Below are 21,383 nucleotides of genomic sequence, written 5' to 3'. Positions count from 1 at the left end.
GGTCGTAGTATTTTTTATTGTCCCAACGCTCAAGGGGAATCTCTTTAACGCCGCTTAGACCTTGTTCGAGCAGGGTCTCAAAGGCAGCAACATCAGGGGCACCAGGCAGAGAACAACTCATGCTGATAATGGCAATCGGTTCATTCATGATGTTGTCTTTGCTCTCTTGATGTCCTTTTTGTATCTGCATCGTGTACCTCTGAAGTAGTTACTTAAATTTTAGCTAGGAATGACGCTTCTGTCTAAACAAGAAGACCTAGACTATAATACTTATAGAAAGGCTAAATTATGATAAGTTTTAAAGGGCCTCTCATTCTCCAAAATGATCTCATATTAATGGTTGGTAAGATGGAAGCTTGCCCAGAACTATCGGCCTAATTTATAGACAGACTTTAATAAATGGGACAACCGTGAATGTCTAATACAATTTTAAATAAACAATTTACAATTGGTAAATTACATTTTATAAGCGAGCATGAAACGCGTGGGTTGATCTATGAAATCTTTTATCAAAAAACTTATTTGCCAGATTATCTCACTTTAAATCCTGGCTCGATTATTATAGACGTAGGGGCACATATTGGACTTTTTTCACTATTTGCTCTACGTCAATGCAAAAATGATGCATTGATTTATAGTTTTGAACCTATTCCTATCTCTTTTGAATGTCTAAAGAGGAACTTGGCGCCATTCGGAAAGAAATGTCATATATATAACATGGGAATTGGTGATGTTACTGACGATTGTTCTGTTGAATTTACCCTTTTTGGAAGTGATCTTACGACCGCAACCTATAAGCCCCTGGATAAAATGATCTCTAATTATAATCCTTTATTAGATTATAATACCTTACTAAAAATTGCTCGATATCGGAACAAGTTATTGTATTATCAACTGAAATATTTACCTTTTATGCGACACTATCTGATTAAAAGGAACTTTAAAAATCGAACAGCAGAAACAAAAGTCTTGTGTCAACTTACATCACTTGGCCGTTTTATCGAAAGAAAGGCGATAAATCATGTCGATTTTTTGAAAATTGATGTTGAAGGTGCGGAGTTTGAAGTTGTAAAAAGCATTAAATCCATGCAATTTTCTATGATTAAACAGTTATGCATTGAAGTGCATAATATAGATAATAGAGTAGAGTATCTTGCTGCATATTTGCGAGAACAAGGTTATCTTACTCTGATCAATAGAAATCCTCTTTATGAAAAGTTGGATTGGAACCAATATATGATCTATGCAAAAAGAGCAGTCTAATACAATGAAAGCAAGTAAACTTAGAAAAATACATCGATTTTTAATGCAGTTATCACCCATTCTACGCATCGCATTGATCCGCTGGCTCTATAATAAATTTGCATCGAATAACAAGTCGAAACAATGTGTTTTTCTGAATTATGGGTATCACGATGAGACTACCTTATCGTTAAAGCCCGAAGATGAGCCAAATCGATATTTCATTCAACTCTATCATCGTGTCGTCAGAGATATCGATTTACAGAACAAAGATATTGCTGAAGTTGGATGTGGTCAGGGTGCTGGTGGTACATTCTTATTGCAGTATAAAAAACCTCGCTCCTACATTGGTATTGATTTGTCTGAAAAAGCAATTGAAATATGCCAACGCAATTCCAAATGGGCCAATGCCCGTTGGATTCAAGGACGTGCAGACGCTCTGCCTCTCCCTGATCAGAGTGTTGATGTGCTTGTTAATGTAGAATCCTCTCATTGTTATCCTTCAATGGAAAAATTTCTTAGCGAAGTTTGGCGTGTGCTTCGAGCTAATGGTTACATGGCTTTTACCGATCTGCGTCCGTCTTCAGAGGTAGAATTGTTAGACCAATGTATTAGTACTTCTGGATTACACGTTATTAGTCGTTGTGATATTACTCCTCAAGTACTTGATTCGTTAACTCGTCTGTCGGACAGGCGAAAAGCCCATATTAATGCAACTTACTCACCCATATGGCGTCAAGCGGTTCGTGACATATCTGCAGTGAAGGGTTCAGTTACTTATAATGGGTTTATAAATGGGCAACAGAAGTATCTTTGTTATTTGTTACAAAAGAAAAGCACAGAAAGACATCTTGCATAATCTAATGAGGTAACGCGATGCAGACAAAAAAAGGACATCAAAATAGTATAAACGACATCCTGAATGAACCGATTGCCATTATTGGAATGAATTGTCAATTTCCCGGGATTAATTCTGATGTCGAAGATGTCGATGCGTTTTATGAGATGTTGCTCAAAGAACAGACTTCAATTAAAGAGGTGCCTGAGAACCGCTGGGATATTAATCAATATTATGATGCGGACAGACAGAAAGAAAATAAAATAGTAAGCCGTAAGGGAGGGTTTTTGAATGACCCTCAATTATTCGATGCCGCTTTTTTTAAAATAACGCCTACTGAAGCGAAACAAATGGACCCGCAACAACGTCTTTTTTTAGAGGTTTCCATTCGCGCGTTAAATCATGCCAACATCCCGCTTGATTCCTTAAAAAACTCCAACACTGGGGTCTATTGCGGCATTTCCACCCATGATTACAGCCAACTGAATTACAAAGACCATATCACATTTAATGCCTATACCTATATTGGTTCTGCTGATAGTGCTGCCCCAGGAAGACTGTGTCACTTTCTTAATTTAAAAGGCCCATGCATGACGGTGGATACCGCCTGTTCCTCCTCGCTGTCGGCACTTTATCTTGCCACAATGGCATTAAGAAATCAGCAGTGCGATATGGCGATTGTTGGCGGAGTCCATCTGAGCCTTTGCCCTGAAATTTTTATAGGGGTAACAAAAGCCAATATGCTCTCAGCTCTTGGCCAATGCAGCAGCTTTGATGCTACGGCCGATGGTTATGCGCGCAGTGAAGGGTGTGCGGTAGTGGTTGTGAAACGGCTTCGTGATGCCCTCAAAGACCAGAATAAAATCCTCGCCGTGATAAAAAGCATCGTCATGAATCAAGATGGCGGCGGCGGGATGGGTATGGCTGCGCCGAATATCGAGGCGCAAATTGCCATGCACCAGGCCGTCTTGGCACAGGCTCATGTAGCAGCAAGTGATATTGACTATATCGAAACCCATGGAACCGGGACGATTTTAGGAGATGAGGTCGAGTTTAATGCGATTCAGCACATACACCAAGGCCATCATTCCAAGGACAGTCCCTTAATTATCGGTGCAGTAAAAAGTAATTTGGGGCATACTATTTCTGCATCAGGAATTGCCTCGCTCATTAAAGTGATTGCCTCATTAAACAATGAACGCATCCCTGCTAATTTGCATTACACCACACCAAGTCCATCGATTGACCCCGAGAGCATCCCTGCGCTTCTCCCCGTTCAAGCAATCCCTTTTGTGAAATGCCCTAATAAAAAACGATATGCGCAAGTATCCAATTTTGGGTTTACCGGCACCAATGTGAGCGCAGTCATTGAAGAGCCGCCTGAGTTGGCATTAACCCCATTCAGTGCTCCTCACGATGAACCGCAGTGTTTTGTGCTTTCAGCACACAGTGAATATTCTTTAAAGCACATGCTGGCAAGTCACTTGCGCTATTTAAAGGAATCCTCCGCAAGCCTACACGATGTGTGTTCTACTTTAATCAATTGTCGGGATCATTATAAATTTCGTTGCGCCATTATTGCCCAAAATAAAGAAGAACTCATCCAAAAAATTGAAGCAAAAGCGTATGAGCTGAACAAAGTAGCCCTAAAAAAAGACATAATCATCATAGAGCATGAGGCCCAACAGATTTATACGCATTTTCTCGCAGGAGCCAATATCCGATTTGCTAAGAACACGGAATCATACAATCCAGTTGATTTGCCCTTGTATTTTTTTGATAGAAAAACCTACTGGCATGATAAAGAAGATAAAAGCATCTCAGTCGATGCACCGGTTCCTCAAGATTGGGGCTTCCAATTGCAATGGCAGAGCCAACCCGTTGGGAAAGATCATCGCAAAATATCAGGTAAACCTTGGCTTTTAATAGGAGCCAAACACTTGGCTTCTGGCTTTATAGAACAAGGATTACCTATTGTCCTGGATGATGATAGCCCCGCATTAGACACGCTGGATGGGATTATTTTTGCAGCGAATTTTGGTTCAATACCTCCAAAGGATATTGAGGCCCATATTGATTGGCAAAAGAATACGCTAAAAAAATTATTGAGTTTGCTTAAAGAGTTACAGCATAAAGCAATTGAATTACAGCTCATAGTCCTCACTACAAATGCAATAGCGGAGCTTGCCGACGACACACTGAATCTTGATAGCAGCGCTCTCTTGGGATTTTGCAAGACTTTGGTTTTAGAATTACCCCAATATCAAACGATTCTCATCGATTTGGATAAACACGATGAAGATTATTATCCGGGGCAGGTGGTTAATGAAATTTATTATAACCATGGCCAAAGTTATGAGCATGTCGTTGCCTACCGTAATGGCCAACGATGGGTCTCTCGCTTAAAAAGAGCCACACTACCCGACAAAAAACAATCACTATGCAGCGAAGGCCGCTACCTTATCACCGGGGGCTGTGGCGGATTAGGTTTGGTAACCGCGCAAGCATTACTATCAGCCGGCGCCAAAGAGTTAATTCTTGTCTCAAGGCATGTGGATAAGCCCGAATTAAAAGCACGTATTAAAATACTTCAATCCTATTATCCGAATCAAATAATTCGTATTGTTGGGTTAGATATTACAGATAAAGAAAAACTATGTAATTTGTTATTAGAGAATAACGAGGATGGTTTGTTAAAGGGCATTATTCATGCAGCCGGAGCCTCAATGAATGCGCCATTGCTTGAGCACCAAGATGAAGACATTGACTCTTTATTTTCTGCCAAGGTAAAAGGTGGCTGGTATTTACATGAATTAAGCCAGCACTGCAGTCTGGATTTTTTTATCGTCTACTCTTCTGTTTCCTCGGTATTTGGCAGCAACAAAGAGTCAGTATACAGTGCCACTAATAGTTTTTTAGATGCCTTAATTGCTGAGCGTCGGCGTTTGGGATTGGTGGGCACAGCAATTCAATGGGGACCTTGGGCTGAGGTCGGTATGGCAGAAAAACGAGCACGCGACCCGAGTCTAAAACAGGCATTCATTCATAATGAGCAAGGTCGTGCCTTGATTCATCGTTTAATCAATAGCCCATTAACTCATATCACTATTATATCACCTGAATACCTCAAGTTTATGCTGGATTTTGTGCCAAAACCACTGCCTTTATTTTATCAAGATTTGGACAATGAGCTGAATGGGGTTGAGCACAAGGGTAATGAAAACATATCGCCTTGGCTGAATGATTACATAAAGATAGCAGGTGATAAAAAAAGTATCGCGTGCAAGAACATGGTCTCTGCACTCTGTAAAAAAATCCTAGAATTACCAGAAACTGAAGAATTAGAAGAGCATGAAGGATTTTTTGAACTTGGTTTTGATTCGTTAATGGTTACTGAAATAGCGACCAGGCTGAAGGAAAAGTTGAAACCCTTTCTTAATGTAACCGCCACGATCGGCTTTGATTATCCATCCATAAGCAAACTCGCCCAATATGTTGAATCGGAATTGCAAAAGAGCCTCCTTCAAGCGCAAGTGCTGCAGTCATTACCAGAAGATGCTGATGACTCCATTGCCATTATCAGCATGAGTTGTTCCCTGCCTGGTGCCCCTGATGTTGCTGCCTTTGAGACCCTGCTCGAACAGGGTCTAAGCGGCGTTAAAGAGATTCCCCTTGAGCGTTGGGACAATAAAAAATACTACGACCCCAATCCGGATGCCCCCGGAAAATCCTACATTACGAAACTGGGGCTCATCGAGAACATTAAAGCATTTGATGCGCCGTTTTTCGGGATTAGCCCCCGCGAAGCGCCTTTCATAGATCCCCAACAACGTCTCTTTTTAGAACAGTGTTACAACGCTTTAGAAAATGCAAACTACCCGGTCCGCTCGTTGCGCGGCAGCTTAACTGGGGTCTTTGCCGGCGTTGGGGCGTCGCATGAATATTATTCCCAACTGGAACAAGCAGGGCTATCCCACGATGAGATGGGGATGTTTGCGGTCACGGGCAAAGCGTTAAACATGATTCCTGGGCGCGTCACCTATACCTTTGACTTCAAGGGCCCTGCAGTAAGCTTTGATACGGCGTGTTCTTCGTCTTTAGTTGCGATTCATTATGCCTGTCAAAGCTTAAAAACCCGGGAAATCGATTTTGCGCTTGCAGGTGGGGTGAATGTGTTAGTACGCCCCGAAAGCATTGTCAATCTATGCAAAGCAAAGGCCTTATCGTTGACGAGTGAATGCAAAACCTTTGACGAACGTGCAGACGGTTATGTGCGGGCGGAAGGGTGCGGGGTGTTATTCCTGAAACGCCTCGCAGACGCCCTACGCGATAACGACACGATTTTAGCAGTGATTCAAGCGTCAGCAGTCAGTAATGATGGAAAGACTGCCGGATTAACCGTGCCCAATGGGAAAAGCCAGGAAGAGGTGATGCGCAAAGCGTTGAGCCAGACGTCCTTATCCAGCAGCGACATCAGCTACATTGAGACCCACGGCACAGGTACTCCTCTTGGCGACCCCATCGAGGTTCATGCCATCAACCAGGTCTATGGTGCGCAGCGCAGCCCAGATAACCCACTTTATCTGGGTGCTGTGAAAACCAATCTGGGCCATCTTGAAAGCGCCGCGGGTGTTGCCGGTATAATTAAAGTCATCTTGAGCTTACAAAAGGGGCGAATTTATAAAAACATCAATTTTCAGCGGTTAAATCCAAAAATCAAACTGGATAATACCCGTCTTGCATTAGACAGCATGGATTGGACTCCCCATACCTCGCTGAAATGCGCCGCCGTCAACGCGTTTGGTTTTAGCGGCACCAATGCCCATGTGATTGTGCAAGAGTTTCCTGCCAAGACACGACAAAAAAACACTCTGCCCGCCCAAACCGGACTTCTTTCGAATGTGCTGGTGTTGTCTGCCAAAAGCCAGAGTGCGTTGGACCATCTGGCCCAACGCTACCAACAGTATTTAGCAACAACCTCAGATGCCTTTAGTGACATCTGCTTTACCGCAGCCACCTGTCGAGAGCACTATTCTTATCGCCTGGCCGTAGCGGCTAAGAGTGCTGTTGAAGCCAGTCAAATGTTGCAGCAAGGTGTGTTTGCTTCATCCTCTGAGGACACAAAGTCGCTGGATGTGCACACCCCAGAACGTGCGGCACTCGTTAGCGAGTACCTCCAAGGTCGAGACGTTGATTGGCGGGATTACTACTCCGCTTCCCCTGGAGCATTCAACAAAGTCTCCTTACCTAACTATCCATTTGACCGCCGTGAATTTTGGTTGGAAAAAAAAGCGGTTGCACCTCATTTCAGTGCCGATGACTTTGCCGTACAGCATCTTTATGACCGCACCTGGAATCTGCTGCATGCCAACGTCCCCAGCACCGCCGAACTGCCTGAGCTTTGGGTTATCGCACACGATGAGCTACGTGCGCAAAAAGTATTAGGGGGGCTTAAGTATCAGTGCATCAAGGAGGTCACCCAATTAGAGGATGTGGCGCATAAAAACATCGTATTCCTGTACGATGAACAATACTTCACTGCATTCGTTCATTGGTGCCAACAGATGTTTCAACACCAGCCGGCACGTTTTATCTTCGTCACTGAAAACGCGTATGCCCTCAACGACAAGTACACCACAGACAGGGTCAACCCGTACCACACCATGGCCAGTTCGTTTTGGAAAAGTTTTAGAAATGAACTTGGGTTGACTCAAAATTATACCATTGACCTCGACTCACGCAGTACCTTAAGCGAGGTGTTACGCTATATCGTGCATACCACGAGTGCTGAGACCCAGTTTGCGGTGCGTGATGCCATTTATGTACCCCGGCTTAAGAAAAAGCCACTCCCTCCAGAGCACCCCGAAGTATTATTCGACCGGGAAGCAAGTTACCTCATTACGGGCGGTACAGGTGGTTTGGGCAAACCCTTAATGGAGTATCTCATACAGCGAGGGGCCAAACACCTCATCATTACCAGCCGCACAGAATGCGCCCAGGAGACGCAGGCCTTCATAGAGCAGGCCCGCAAAAAACAGGTTGCGATAAAACATTATTCCTGTGATGCCGCCGACGCTCAGCGCATGAAACACCTTATCACCGAGATTGAACACAGCGCACACCCCCTAAGGGGGATCTTCCATCTTGCCGGAGTGATTCGGAATGAGTTGCTCGTTAATTTAAGGGACAAGGAGGTCGACGAGGTGTTGCGTGCGAAAGCGAACAGCGCGCTGATTTTGCATCAACTCACCAAAAATCTGCATCTGGATTGCTTTGTCCTGTTTTCATCGGCGGCCTCTATCCTTGGTTCTAAAGGTCAGGCTAACTATGTGGCAGCGAATGGGTTCTTGGATGGTCTGGCGCATCTGCGCCACCAACAGGGCTTGCCGGCACTGGCAATTAACTGGGGTACTTTTCACACTCGAGGCATGGCAGCACAGCACATTGAGGCGCTTAAGCGACGCGGGTTTATTCCCTTGAATCCCGAGAGTATTGGTGTGCTGGATGTGTTGTTGCCGAGCAAGGTGCCACAAATGGCCGTATGCCCCATACATTGGGATGTTTATTTCAAAAACACACCCAAATCCATCGAGTTCTCTGCACTCGTTGAGAAGGAGTCGCCTAGTGGTAAATTCTTTTTAGAGGCTCTGCAGCAGCAGACGCCCAAAGAACGAGTTACCCTCTTGAGCCAAACTTTATGCACGATTGTCGCTGATGTTTTGGGGTTGGAAAGCGGCGAAGAGGTAGGCATCAAAAACGATCTGTTCGCCATGGGCATGGACTCACTGATGGCTTTGGAATTGAGAAACCGCATTCATGATAAATTGAACTGCCCAGCGCTGAGCCTACCCATAGAGTATTTTATTAACGAACCCCGAATCGACAAAATTGCCAAAAATATTGCCAACGACTTACACAAAGTCTTTGAGAATGTACCAAAGTCTCTTCCCTCAGAAAATCCAAGCGATGAAGAAATCGCTTTGTGTGATACTCAATACGTATTCTGGATAATCAATAAAATGGGTTCTAGTTTCAATTGCGGAATGCAGGTACAGCTACGCGGTAATCTCAATAAGAAATACTTGTATCAGGCTTTTGATTTTACCATTCAGCAAGCTCCTGTTTTTTGGTTGAGTTTTAACAAAGAGGCGCCGATTCAAACAGTGAAGAAAGAAGGGCAATTCAAGTTAATCTATGAAGACATTTCTTTAAATTATGATCAGAATGCGTTGAACGACGTATTTTATGAAAATATAATGCAGTTGATTCCCTTAACAGAACCCCCGCTGATTCGAGTTTATCTTTATAAATTGAATCATGATCTGCATGAATTACACATCATGATACCTCATATCATACTGGATGATCCTTCATACAGAATTTTATTCGATCAATTTAGGAAAAATTACGCAACCCTTTTACGGGGCAAAAATCTTGTGCCTGGATCAGAAAAATATACCTATTTGGACTTTGTGAAGCAAAATAATGTTTATTATGAAAAAGACCTGCACGATAAAATGGATTTTTGGCGGGTTTATAATAAGAATTTTGAAAGGTTGAGTTTCGGACGTGCGCATCATCTACCTGATGCCGCTAACCAACCTCAAAATTTATTTCATTATCCTTTAGACGCGCAACTTGTCGAACAATTTAGGAGTTGGCATCAGGAACGAAATATTAATGTGAGCACTGGTTTAATTGCTGTGTGTCACATGGTTTTTTACAAACTCAGTAGTCAAAAGAGAATACCCATTACGATACTGCATAGTGGTAGGGAAGGCAGTCGTTACAGTTCTGTTATTGGCTTGTTTACGGAATATAAAATGATAAATATTACCTTAAACGAGGAATATAAATTTGTTGATTTTCTCAAATCAATCGAGGAGCAGTTCATAATCACAGCTCCTTATCAAAAATGTACTTATGCCATCAAAAGTACGGGAATTAAAGGTTCTCGATTATCATTTGGTCAATATTTGACCTATATATATAATAGGTTAACCCTTGCAAAACACTTTAAAAAAAGCAAACTTAATTCAGTTGTAGTGGATTATCAACTTAAGAGCCTGAGCCGAGTACAATGGCGTCAACTCGAAATTCAAGCGAAGCATTACCTCAATGAATTATTTAAGTTAAATCTGCCGTTGCAAAAACCAGCGAGCTTAAGAGTAGTGATTAACATTACGGCAAACTTTTTTATCAAAGGGTTTAGGGATCTGAATTTTGAAGGTCTTGACTCCAGTACCCCTAATCATTATGGCAGTGTGGACCGTCCTATAGGTAATGAAGCTTTATGGCTGTATTTTACAAAAGATCAATATGGTGAATATCGACTTTCGATTAATGGCCCCTTAACGAAACACTGCAAAGATCAAATAGCTCACGAATTGAATCAGGTAATTGCTAAGGTATTAACAAGTGATGAATATACCGTTGATGATTTAATGCGCGAGTAATTTTCATCGAGTCCGAACGTTCTATATCCCTGCTGCCTTCTGTTCATCCCGTACAGGATGACAAAATGTTAAGATTTAGATGAAATTTTAAAATTTTTTACGTCAGACGACTCAAAATAGACATATTTTCAAACAAATATATACTTTATTATAACAATTATGAATTACGTCAGAATTTATGCCTAAGTTCACTTCGATTGAAAAAAGGTGCGACGTGACAAAAATATAAGGATATGTGAATTATGAAGCATGGGCACTGTGATCACGAGCACTCAAAAATGCGTTCCAAGCTTGAGAACGCGCATGAAATGTGTCATCAACATCATCAGATGCATAAGCAGCCTAACCCGGATGGACATCGGGCTGTGACCGGAATCTACACATGTCCTATGCATCCAGAGATTCGTCAATCAGGTCCTGGACATTGTCCTGTTTGTGGTATGGCTTTAGAACCGGAAACCGTTTCCGCCGAAAAAGAAAATCCGGAATATAAAAGCATGAAGTACCGGTTTTGGTTGGCACTGATTTTGAGTATACCGGTAGTTGTATTAGAAATGGGTGGTCATTTGTTCCATTTTATTTCGGCCAATAGTTCTGCCTGGATTCAGTTTGTATTAGCAACTCCTGTAGTTTTATGGTGTGGTCTTCCTTTTTTCCAGCGTGGCTTCCTTTCATTGAAAACCCGACAACTGAATATGTTTACACTCATTGCGATGGGGATAGGTGTCGCTTGGGTTTACAGTGCTATAGCTCTATTGTTTCCTGGCCTCTTTCCTACTACTTTCCGTAATCAAGGAGTAATCAGTGTTTATTTTGAAGCAGCTGCAGTCATCACTACTTTGGTTTTGCTAGGACAAGTTCTGGAATTAAAAGCACGGGAACAAACAGGTGGCGCTATTCGTGCTTTATTGAGTTTAGCTCCTGAAAGTGCCCGCCGAATTGATCAAGAAGGTAATGAGGAAGAAGTCACACTGGATCAAGTTCAGGTAGGGGATATGCTTCGTGTACGTCCCGGTGAAAAAATTCCTGTGGATGGTGAGGTACTCGAAGGAATTAGCAATGTGGATGAATCCATGGTTACTGGGGAGTCGATGCCAATAAATAAAGAGGCGGGTTCAAAAGTGATTGGAGCCACAATAAACCAGAATGGTAGTTTTATAATGAAAGCGGAGCATGTGGGTAGTGACACCATGCTGTCACATATTGTACAAATGGTGAGTGATGCCCAACGAAGTCGTGCCCCCATTCAACGATTGGCCGATACGGTTTCAGGATGGTTTGTGCCCGCGGTGATTTTGATTGCAGTAGTAGCGTTCATCGTCTGGTTTTTCTTAGGTCCACAACCTTCATTCAGTTATGGTTTGCTTGCAGCGGTATCAGTGCTGATTATTGCCTGTCCTTGTGCATTAGGTTTGGCAACCCCTATGTCCATTATGGTTGGTGTTGGTAAAGGCGCTCAGAATGGAGTATTAGTTAAAAATGCCGAAGCATTGGAACAAATGGAGAAAGTTAATCTACTCGTTGTAGATAAAACGGGTACTCTAACGCTTGGTCATCCAAAATTAACCCAAATTATTTCTGAAAAAAAATATGAAACGGATGAACTACTTGCTTTAGCTGCCGCATTGGAATATCAGAGCGAACACCCTCTTGCCAATGCAATCACGACTGCAGCAAAAGAGAAACAGCTGTCGTTTGCCACGGCAACAGATTTTAAAGCAATTGCAGGGCAAGGTATTATTGGCAAGGTTGATGGTTCAAAAATTGCACTTGGGAATTGGCAATTGATGCAAGAATATGGATCAAATAATACATCACTTGTCGAGAGTGCTGATGAATTACGAGCTCAGGGAGCAACCGTGATGTTTATGGCTGTCGATGATGAGACCATTGCCATTCTGGCAGTTGAAGATCCAGTTAAATCAAGTACGCCTGATGCCATTCTTGAGTTGCAAAAAAATGAGATTGAAATCTATATGCTCACTGGGGACAGTAAAAAAACCGCAGAGTCTGTGGCAAGCCGTTTAGGTATAAAAAATGTGCTTGCTGAAATTATGCCTGAGGAGAAACGTCGGATTGTGAGTGAGTTGAAAGAGAAAGGTTTTATTGTGGCAATGGCAGGGGATGGGGTGAATGATGCTCCCGCTTTGGCAATCGCGGATATCGGTATCGCAATGGGGACAGGTACTGATGTTGCAATTGAAAGTGCTGGTATTACTTTGTTACATGGTGATTTAAATGGCATTGTTAAAGCACACCACCTCTCCCGAGCAACAATGAGCAATATACGCCAGAATTTGTTTTTTGCTTTTATTTATAATGGATTAGGTGTGCCTTTAGCTGCTGGAGTATTGTATCCAGTAACAGGATTGTTGTTGAATCCCATTATCGCTGCAACTGCGATGGCATTAAGCTCTGTTTCGGTAATTATTAATGCACTGAGATTAAGGAGAGTCAGACTATAAACCAGCTTTGTTTCGGTGCTATAAACTATAGTCTCGTTTTTTTATGGTGGATACAAAGATTTTTATGCCTAAAATACTCATGAGTGCTTGTCTTCTTGGCCAAAAAGTTCGTTATGATGGAGGCGATTGTGTACAAAACCATCCTCTGTTACAGCAATGGTATAAAGAGGGAAAAATAATTACTATTTGTCCGGAAATGGCAGGAGGATTGCCTACGCCTAGATCTCCTGCTGAGATTCAAGATGGAAAATCAGGCGTTGATGTATTAAAGAAAAATGCTTTAGTCAAAACAAAGAACAATCAAGATGTTACTGGTTTTTTTCTTGAAGGTGCGCAAAGAGCACTGGAACTCGCAAAGAAACATCACATATGTGTTGCTATTTTAAAAGCCAGAAGTCCCTCTTGCGGGTCGAATATGATCTATGATGGAACATTTACGCGCTCATTGATACAAGGAGAAGGTGTTACTGCTGCATTATTAACAGAGCATGGTATTCAAGTATTTGATGAAAACCATATTAATGAAGCATTGTGTGCTGCACTAAGGTAAACCCTTAATAAACCGCAATTTACAAGTCCATAATTTGTGCCTATATTTAACCAACATCTTCAGTACCTTCTAGGTTGAAACTGATTTATTTTTACAAGGAGAAAAGATAATGGAATACAAATGTCATAAATGTGGAATGGGAGTGAAAAACTTAACGTGCAGCAAATGCAATGCACTACTGGTTAGTGATGTTGTTAAAACCGATAATGCCAAGGTTCAGGTAGCAAAATGTCCTAATGGGTGTGGACAAATTAAATCACCAACATGTTGTGGTCATGATATGGTAAGCTCGGATTAATAGAAAATCTTTGCAGCCCGTTAAAAGGCTGTCATCCCTGCGCAGGCAGGGAGCCATTTACAATGTGACAAATAACGCTATGGCAAGCTTGCAAACAGATGGATTTGTAAGTTAAGAATAAATCCATATTTCATGCAATATTCTGCTGCATGCTCATGATTACGTTGATTTTTTTCCATATCCAGAAGCCCCGCCTCCCAAAAACTGACAACTTCATTGATTTCAGAACGTTCTGCTAAAGTAAGATCATGCCCCTTATCACGAATAGCGTTAACACGTTGCGGCTCTTTTCGATATTTATTCATAGGGCTCACAAAAACCTGTTTATTCGTTTTTTCAGCCCATTCATGTGCCCATGTAGGTATTTCGCTATAAGGTATATATCGATCCTCCTCGGGCGCAGACATAACAAATTTCAAACAATCAGCTCGCTCAAGCATTTTTGAATTAGGCTTCAAATAGCGAATGGCTTTTCCATCTTTTTCCAGGCATTTGGGGCTCACTACCAGTGTTGTGCTTTGCAGAAGGTCAGGTAGGAGGGAAATACCATTCGATTCAATTTGGATGTATTGGAAATACGGTTTGGCTTCTTCTAAAAATACCGATAAATTTTGTTGTAATGAAGGTTCTCCCCCTGTAATAACGAGGACCATTTTTTTTGCCAGCCCTTTTGCCCAGGAAGGCGTAGGAAGATTGCGGCCCTGAAAAAATGCAGCAATGACGCTATCTGCTTCTTCGAGTAACGAGTTAAAGCTTTTCCATTCACCGGCATCAAAGTAAGTATCGCAAAAGGAACACGCTAAATTACATTTGGCCAAACGAATAAAATAGGCTGGATGGCCGCGAAAAGGTCCTTCTCCTTGCAAGGTAAAAAAACGACTGGTAATGAAGAGCTCGTCTGGTTTTGCTGTTTTAAAAAAAGACTTTCCTACTCTGTCGTTCAAGCCGAACATCTATTTACCCTTTTCTGTATAAAATTTTTACATATTATACCCTATTGTATTTGAAATGTGAGCCCTTACTCTTATTTTTATTCTATGGAATGTGTTGTTCGAATTTTTGGGATAGCCTGAGATAGTGTCAGTTTTTTTGACTAGAAATCTTAATGTATTAAGCCATTTTTAATGAATATAGTGTATTTCCAACGTCCCGCGGCTTTGTTCGCGGTGTCTAGTGTTTTAAGTGCGCGGACAAGCCGCGGGGCGTTGGAAGAAAGAATATGGAAATCTGATGATCCCTCAAGATACTGGGTGAGGATGTAAGCCGCAACCTGGGATTTAGACGCTTTTATTTATATCTAAAAAACCGGGTTTACGCCGGGCTGCTTCTAGGCTACAAAACCTTTTTGATGTCGGGATGTGAGCCGTTTACAGACTGAATTAAGGCAAAACGCTCAATTAAATTGATGTTCTCTGAAGCCAATTGATAAATTTTTGCAATCGTTTCCCGGCTTATTTGGTTGAAAATAAGCTTTATTTCATTTTGTTGAGGCAGGCATATAGGCGAATACCGATAGGAGCTAAGAATTTTTTTCATTGAATTTAAATTAATGGAATCAAAGGCATAGAAATTATTGCGAGTATAAATCTTAAAAGGAAATGAGGTTTTTTTTATTTCAGTATTAAAATTCAATTTACTAAAAGGCAATTTATTATGACTGAAGCAATTTAACTCTTTGTATCGTTTGATGAAGTTGATTTGATTTAGATAGAAAAAATCTTGTGAAATTCCCCTTAGTTTTCTGTTTACAATAGAGCAGTTAATTATTGGAAGGCCAAAGCCCACATAATTAATAAAAAGCAATTCAAATAAATTTTCAATATAGTGTTCTATTGCATGCTCACGACGATTTAGCAATGCTTCATGAATAAAATGAAAATCCAAGCCTTTCCATGGTGCGGTATCAGAATGCAAATACCAAAGGAGATAATAAATTCCATCCCATGGTTTTTTGTAGTACTGCGCTGCTATTTTATTTTGCAGCTTACGAATTTCATACACCAGCGAAGGGGTAATAGTGTAAGGAATTCTTGGTTTTAAACAAACTGCCATGCCATTTGTTTTTTGATGGCGGATGGCGAGTAACTCGATATTATGCACAGCAATCCTTATTAAAATAGTGTAAAAATATCCGAATAAGGGAATAACATTTGAAAGTGTAGTAAAGAAAATAGGATTTTTCAAAAAAACGATCTTATTGTTTTTGATGAGGTGAAATCAGCCGCATAGCCATTATATTGGAGATCTGTTTTAATTGCTCACAAAGCTGGGGTAATGATTCTTTAGGACCGCATATATCAATAAGATTTACGGCAATTATTCCGCGTGATTTATTTTCCATTTGTTCAATATTGTATTTTAATTTTGATATGTTCTGGGTGATTTTGCCTATGGTTCCCGGAATATTTTTGTTAATAACCAGTAAACGATAACAATTAGGGACTTGAGTGGCAGAAAGAGAGATATTTGGAAAATTAACAGAATACTCAATGATTCCATGCTCTAGATAATTACAAATATTGCGAATTACCATTTCTGCTGCAGTCTGTTCTGCTTCCTGGGTACTTGCCCCCAAATGAGGAAAGCTCAAAACGTTAGGATGTCCAGCCAAGTTAATTGTTGGAAAATCTGTGATATAACCCATGATTTGCTGATTATTTAATTGTTGCAAAATAGCTGCTTCATTCACTATTTGTTCGCGTGAAAAATTAAGTAATAGAGTATGGGGTTTCACTAGAGCAATATTTTCTTCATTGATTAAGTGGTTGGTTGTTGCATTTAAAGGAATATGCAGCGTAATAATATCTGCGTGGGCAAGCAATACATTCATATCAATGACTTTTTCAACTCCAGGCATCAATGCTAGAGCATTCGTCAGCGTCATATTGGTATCAAAACCTAATACTTTCATTCCTAAGGCTAATCCAGCATTAGCCACTTTAACGCCTATATTGCCCAAGCCTATCACACCTAAAGTTTTACCTGAAATTTCATGACCAACAAATTTATTTTTTTTTGTTTCAATTTCTCGATTAAATAATTGGCTATCTTCTTTGGACAATTCAGTAATGAAGGAGCGGGTTTCATCTAAATGTCTATAGCCCATTATCATGGCTGCCATCACCAACTCTTTTACTGCATTGGCATTTGCTCCAGGTGCATAAAATACTGGAACACCCATATTGGTAAGCACATCGATGGGAATATTATCAATACCTGTTCCTGCTCGTGCTACTGCTTTTAAGTTGTTTGAAAATGGATGATTATGTAATTTATGGGAGCGCACCAAAATGACATCTGGTTCAATGGGATTAAGACCTAATTGATAAACGTCAGGGTGAAACAAACTCAAACTCTGAGGTGATATATTATCAAGAATTTGAATGGTGAACATGGGCATCTCCCTTGATCAAAACAGAATTATAAATCTCTGTAAGTCCTTGTTCATAACAAGCATAATATTGTGAAGGCAATTGTTTCAACTCATTCTGAGTTAATCCTAAAGGGATTATTGGGTAAAAGCTGGTATTGGTGATATAAAACTCGGAGTTGTTTTTTACCTGTTCCTTAGGGTTTAAACCAGCAAAACCAATAAAGCGTGTAACCGTTTCTCGAGCTTCCCAGTCGCTTACTCCATCACCTACCAGTAAGGATCGTTCACCTGGTTTAAGTATTGAGGCAATTTCTATTGTTTTGCCATTGCCTTGAGTCATGTTGCTTTGTCTATCAAACTCTTGATAGTTGCCTTGTTCATCAAAATATACTTCCACTGCGAGCACATTACTTGGGGGAACTCCTAAATCCTGTGCAAACGGAACAACAGCCATTTTAATCCCGGCTGAAATGATATAGATTTTTTTATTCAAATGATGCAATAACTGAAAGAGTTCTTGGGCTCCAGGAGCAATGGAGCGCTTATAGCGTTCTGCCAGTTCTTCTATTTGTTCTCGTGTAGGTTGAACATAGGCCAAGCGTTGCTGATAATCATTAGGGGTCATGCCAGTGTGTCCCATACATCGTTCAGTAATTTGATGAACTTGTTGGGCAACCCCATTCATTGTTGCTAACTCATTAATGCCTTCAATAAGGGAGAGTGTCCCGTCACAATCAAAGAAAAAGGTATCAATGGGAGCGTTTAAAGCCCAGTTTCTATTATCCATGGGTAATTTGCTCTTATTTTTAAACTGAGTGTCATAATTTTAGTTCGTTTGAGCTATGCCCATACTCTTCTTCCGTCATTAATGGACGGAGTTGTTCCACAATTTTATACCAGTCATTTTTATCATAGATTGTTTCTTCCTGTAGTTTGGCTTTATATTTATTACCTTGTAATAGGCGATTGAATTCTACAAATAAATAAGAGGCAAAAGAGTGGTTTTCATATCGAGTATCAGGATCCTCGAAAAACTGCTCCAGTTGTTGCAGAACTATATCAATGCTTTGACTTGCTTCCGCTTTAGTTTTAATCGAATCTGCTTTTTTTTGCCCATCAGGCCCGTGACGCAACCAACTAAGCCAGCCATTAGGTTGGCGAGTATTGATACCCAGTTCATAATATTTTTTATAAGCGGTCTGTGCCTTTCCTATTGTTGTCTTTAACACGTTGAGCCAATCTTTAGTCAAGCCTATATCTGTTGACTCGCAGGATTTTTGCTCATTTTTTTTAAAAAAATCATGCGATAATGAGTTTGATTTGCGTTGTGAAGGGTTCCTGTGCTCAATTCTTGGCCTTGATTTGGTAAGATGAGTCAGGGATGCCTTACTAAAAGGTAGCGCGTTAATAGGTGTTGTATTAAAAGGAATTGTATTAAGAGATGCCGCTCTCAAACGAGACCGCTCTTTTGCTGCAAGTAGCTCCTCCCTTCTTTGAGCAACTAATCCTTTAGGAATCCCAAAATTGTCACCTTCTTCAATTGCATGTGTCTGCTTATTCTTTTTGCCCATTGTAATTTCCTTATCCCTAAGTTATTCATTAGCCCTCTTTCCAAACTCTACTGAGGAGGTGAGTTGCTTCGTCGATTAGGTGCTCGAATCCTCATGTACTGGCGTGTACACTCCGGTTCTTCGCTCCGCGTCTCCTTGCACTTCACTCCTCTCAGCGAGTTTGGAAAAGGTCTATTTACAAACATCAAATCGATATGATTTAAAGGCGATCTAATCATATAGGCTCTTTTTTTACTATGCAATAATTCCAAACTCATGTGATGCGAATTATGTAATAGCACTAAGACTTAGCTATAACTTCAAGAATAAGTCTATACTTGGAAGAATGATAGGAGCAGGAAAAAGGAATGCCATGAATACTTATACACCAGACATTGAACATCCCGTATCTATCCCCAGTAAAAATGTTTATCTCAACGGTTTTTTATTGATACCTGAAAAAGCTAAAGGAATGGTAGTTTTCGTGCATGGAAGTGGGAGCAGTCGATTCAGCAGCCGCAATCAATATGTGGCAAGCACCCTGAATGAAGGGAAATATGCTACATTGCTCTTCGATCTCCTTACTTCCCAAGAAGATGTTATTGATAATGTCACTCGCGAATATCGTTTTGATATTCATTTATTAGCTTCTCGACTTGTTGATGTAATTCATTGGTGTACAAAGGAGTTTGCAGAATTCCATTTTCCAATCGGTTTGTTTGGGTCGAGTACTGGCGGCGGCGCCGCGCTTGTAGCGGCGGCGCAGGAACCTAAGTTAGTCAATGCGATTGTATCGCGTGGTGGCAGGCCGGATTTGGCTGGAAACTATTTGCCGCAGGTCAAGACGCCTACGTTACTTATTGTGGGTGGTGATGATGAAGTGGTGATTGGGCTCAATCAGCAAGCGATATCGCAAATGAGTTGTACCACACATTTGGAAATAGTTCCTGGAGCAACTCATTTATTTGAGGAGCCTGGAAAATTACATGAGGTCTCAGACTTAGCCAAAAAATGGTTTGACCAGTATTGCACTGGATAATGTTTTGTGAGCAAGGAGGCTTTTTATGAATAAGGATGCTTTGCAAAAATTAATAAATGAACTCAACGGCGCAATCGTTTCACTTAAATCTCATGATGAAGATTATGATGTAGTACTCAAACAAATGGGGAGTTCTCGATTTGTGATGATTGGCGAAGCAACTCATGGAACCCACGAATTTTATCAAACACGCATCGAAATATCGCAACGTCTTATTAAAGAGCATGGATTTATGGCTATTGCAATTGAAGGGGATTGGCCTGATGCGCATCGTGTTCATCGTTATTTACAAGGGGAGGGCAAGGTAACTGACAATGAGCACGCCCTAGATGGTTTTCAGCGATTTCCTGTCTGGATGTGGCGCAATTCAACACTTCCTCCTTTCCTTAGTTGGTTGCGTCAATACAATGATAACTTACCTGCAACACAAAAGATTGGATTTTACGGCCTTGATTTATACAGTTTAAACTCTTCCATGCAAGCAGTAATTGATTTCTTAAATAAAATCGATCCTGAAGCGGCGCAACGTGCCGCTCAGCGCTATGCCTGCTTTGATCATTTGAATCAGGATCCGCAAATGTATGGTTATCTAATTAGTGCTGGGGTTAAAAAAGCCTGTATTCATGAAGCAGTAGCTCAATTAGTTGAACTACAGCATCGTGCTTTTGAGTACCTTCATCGCGATGGAATCGCTGTCGAAGACGCATATTTTTTTGCAACTCAAAATGCTCGCTTGGTAAAAAATGCAGAAAATTATTATCGCTCCATGTTAGAGGGGAGGGTTTCTACATGGAATATCCGGGATAGCCATATGATGGAAACACTCAATGTGCTCGCTGATCATTTGGAAACCCGATTTAATCAACCTGCTAAAATTATTATTTGGGCGCATAATTCGCATGTGGGTGATTCACGTGCCACGGAGATGGGTGAGCGTAATGAGTTTAATTTGGGCCAATTAGTACGTGAGCAATATGGCCAGCATTCTTATTCTCTTGGTTTTTCTACTTATGAAGGAACTGTCATGGCTGCATCCGATTGGGGAAGGCCTGGGGAGAAAAAGCAAGTACAACCGGGTATACCAGGGAGCTATGAGGAATTATTTCATCATTTAAGGCACAAGAATTTTTTCTTGAATTTATCAGCTAACGAAAAGTTGGAACATTATTTAAATGTTCCCCGCTTACAACGGGCTATAGGAGTGGTTTATCTTTCCGCGACTGAACGTTTTAGTCATTATTTTTTTACACATTTGCCTTATCAATTCGATGGGTTGATTCATTTTGATAAAACAAGTGCTTTACAGCCTTTAAGTGAAGAGCAGCTCATGACCCATGAATAAGGTAAAACGGTAGCCTGGGGCGCAGCGAACATCGCTGAAAAACCAGTACCGCTTTATTCCTACGTCCCGTGGCTTTGTCCGCGGGATCCAAATATCTGCCTAGAACACTGGATCCTGTTGACAAGCCCGCGAACAAGTCTTGAGCGATCCACGCGAAATGTAACCCCCGACGTACTGCGCTTTATGCCTGTACGATCCCCACAAAATTCAAAGAAAGACTGTAGTGGGGG

The 21,383-nt window shown here is 41.1% G+C and carries 13 protein-coding genes and 2 pseudogenes; 9 read left to right on the top strand and 6 right to left on the bottom strand.

The window, feature by feature from the left end; genetic code table 11:
- Nucleotides 1-148, bottom strand: a pseudogene (locus tag A8O27_RS17375) (beta-ketoacyl synthase N-terminal-like domain-containing protein); the annotation flags it as partial.
- A gap of 266 nt (nt 149-414) precedes the next feature.
- Here A8O27_RS17375 and A8O27_RS17370 point away from each other — a divergent pair.
- The 7 genes and pseudogenes from A8O27_RS17370 (at nt 415) to A8O27_RS17345 (ending at nt 13,849) form a co-directional block, all read left to right on the top strand.
- Nucleotides 415-1,263 carry an FkbM family methyltransferase gene (locus tag A8O27_RS17370; RefSeq protein WP_058460015.1) on the top strand — a complete coding sequence of 283 codons (849 nt, stop codon included), beginning with the start codon at nt 415-417 and terminating at the stop codon, nt 1,261-1,263.
- Nucleotides 1,264-1,267: 4 nt separating this feature from the next.
- Complete coding sequence (locus tag A8O27_RS17365) at nt 1,268-2,101, top strand: class I SAM-dependent methyltransferase (RefSeq protein ID WP_160116273.1); 834 nt, start codon at nt 1,268-1,270, stop codon at nt 2,099-2,101.
- 17 nt (nt 2,102-2,118) lie between these two features.
- A pseudogene (locus A8O27_RS19570) lies at nt 2,119-7,371 on the top strand (SDR family NAD(P)-dependent oxidoreductase); the annotation flags it as partial.
- A gap of 273 nt (nt 7,372-7,644) precedes the next feature.
- Nucleotides 7,645-10,536 (top strand): SDR family NAD(P)-dependent oxidoreductase, encoded by a 2,892-nt coding sequence (locus A8O27_RS19565; RefSeq protein ID WP_374930670.1) that lies wholly within the window; start codon nt 7,645-7,647, stop codon nt 10,534-10,536.
- A gap of 242 nt (nt 10,537-10,778) precedes the next feature.
- Entirely contained in the window at nt 10,779-13,001 is a 2,223-nt protein-coding gene (gene copA, locus A8O27_RS17355; protein ID WP_058460770.1) for a copper-transporting P-type ATPase, read from the top strand.
- Between the two features lie 64 nt (nt 13,002-13,065).
- On the top strand, nt 13,066-13,551 hold the full coding sequence (locus A8O27_RS17350; protein ID WP_058460769.1) for a 2-thiouracil desulfurase family protein: 486 nt from the start codon (nt 13,066-13,068) through the stop codon (nt 13,549-13,551).
- Nucleotides 13,552-13,660: 109 nt separating this feature from the next.
- On the top strand, nt 13,661-13,849 hold the full coding sequence (locus tag A8O27_RS17345) for a hypothetical protein (RefSeq protein WP_058460768.1): 189 nt from the start codon (nt 13,661-13,663) through the stop codon (nt 13,847-13,849).
- Between the two features lie 77 nt (nt 13,850-13,926).
- Here A8O27_RS17345 and A8O27_RS17340 read toward each other — a convergent pair whose 3' ends face one another.
- The 5 genes from A8O27_RS17340 to A8O27_RS17320 form a co-directional block, all read right to left on the bottom strand.
- Nucleotides 13,927-14,802 carry a 7-carboxy-7-deazaguanine synthase QueE gene (locus tag A8O27_RS17340; protein ID WP_058460767.1) on the bottom strand — a complete coding sequence of 292 codons (876 nt, stop codon included), beginning with the start codon at nt 14,800-14,802 and terminating at the stop codon, nt 13,927-13,929.
- Nucleotides 14,803-15,181: 379 nt separating this feature from the next.
- A complete protein-coding gene (locus tag A8O27_RS17335) occupies nt 15,182-15,949 on the bottom strand; it encodes a hypothetical protein (protein WP_058460766.1) in 768 nt (255 codons plus the stop codon).
- Between the two features lie 94 nt (nt 15,950-16,043).
- Nucleotides 16,044-17,243: a 3-phosphoglycerate dehydrogenase family protein gene (locus A8O27_RS17330; RefSeq protein ID WP_058460765.1), complete on the bottom strand. Its 1,200-nt coding sequence runs from the start codon at nt 17,241-17,243 to the stop codon at nt 16,044-16,046.
- Nucleotides 17,221-18,009: an HAD-IB family phosphatase gene (locus A8O27_RS17325; protein WP_058460764.1), complete on the bottom strand. Its 789-nt coding sequence runs from the start codon at nt 18,007-18,009 to the stop codon at nt 17,221-17,223. The genes A8O27_RS17330 and A8O27_RS17325 overlap by 23 nt, the downstream gene beginning before the upstream one ends.
- Nucleotides 18,010-18,040: 31 nt before the next feature.
- Nucleotides 18,041-18,793 (bottom strand): hypothetical protein, encoded by a 753-nt coding sequence (locus tag A8O27_RS17320; RefSeq protein WP_058460763.1) that lies wholly within the window; start codon nt 18,791-18,793, stop codon nt 18,041-18,043.
- 352 nt (nt 18,794-19,145) lie between these two features.
- Between A8O27_RS17320 and A8O27_RS17315 the strand changes: the two genes are divergently transcribed.
- Entirely contained in the window at nt 19,146-19,811 is a 666-nt protein-coding gene (locus A8O27_RS17315) for a dienelactone hydrolase family protein (RefSeq protein ID WP_058460762.1), read from the top strand.
- Between the two features lie 25 nt (nt 19,812-19,836).
- Nucleotides 19,837-21,153: an erythromycin esterase family protein gene (locus A8O27_RS17310; protein ID WP_058460761.1), complete on the top strand. Its 1,317-nt coding sequence runs from the start codon at nt 19,837-19,839 to the stop codon at nt 21,151-21,153.
- Nucleotides 21,154-21,383 lie beyond the last annotated feature (230 nt).

Origin of the sequence: Legionella bozemanae (assembly GCF_001648595.1) — a bacterium.
GTDB classification, from domain to species: Bacteria; Pseudomonadota; Gammaproteobacteria; order Legionellales; family Legionellaceae; genus Legionella; species Legionella bozemanae.
This window is presented reverse-complemented; position numbering and strand designations above follow the sequence as displayed.

Bases quoted from the DNA above. Each gene is read 5' to 3' on its own strand.
- A8O27_RS17370 (WP_058460015.1), top strand. From the start codon at position 415: ATGTCTAATACAATTTTAAATAAACAATTTACAATTGGTAAATTACAT.
- A8O27_RS17365 (WP_160116273.1), top strand. From the start codon at position 1,268: ATGAAAGCAAGTAAACTTAGAAAAATACATCGATTTTTAATGCAGTTA.
- A8O27_RS19565 (WP_374930670.1), top strand. From the start codon at position 7,645: ATGTTTCAACACCAGCCGGCACGTTTTATCTTCGTCACTGAAAACGCG.
- copA (WP_058460770.1), top strand. From the start codon at position 10,779: ATGAAGCATGGGCACTGTGATCACGAGCACTCAAAAATGCGTTCCAAG.
- A8O27_RS17350 (WP_058460769.1), top strand. From the start codon at position 13,066: ATGCCTAAAATACTCATGAGTGCTTGTCTTCTTGGCCAAAAAGTTCGT.
- A8O27_RS17345 (WP_058460768.1), top strand. From the start codon at position 13,661: ATGGAATACAAATGTCATAAATGTGGAATGGGAGTGAAAAACTTAACG.
- A8O27_RS17340 (WP_058460767.1), bottom strand. From the start codon at position 14,802: ATGTTCGGCTTGAACGACAGAGTAGGAAAGTCTTTTTTTAAAACAGCA.
- A8O27_RS17330 (WP_058460765.1), bottom strand. From the start codon at position 17,243: ATGTTCACCATTCAAATTCTTGATAATATATCACCTCAGAGTTTGAGT.
- A8O27_RS17325 (WP_058460764.1), bottom strand. From the start codon at position 18,009: ATGGATAATAGAAACTGGGCTTTAAACGCTCCCATTGATACCTTTTTC.
- A8O27_RS17320 (WP_058460763.1), bottom strand. From the start codon at position 18,793: ATGGGCAAAAAGAATAAGCAGACACATGCAATTGAAGAAGGTGACAAT.
- A8O27_RS17315 (WP_058460762.1), top strand. From the start codon at position 19,146: ATGAATACTTATACACCAGACATTGAACATCCCGTATCTATCCCCAGT.
- A8O27_RS17310 (WP_058460761.1), top strand. From the start codon at position 19,837: ATGAATAAGGATGCTTTGCAAAAATTAATAAATGAACTCAACGGCGCA.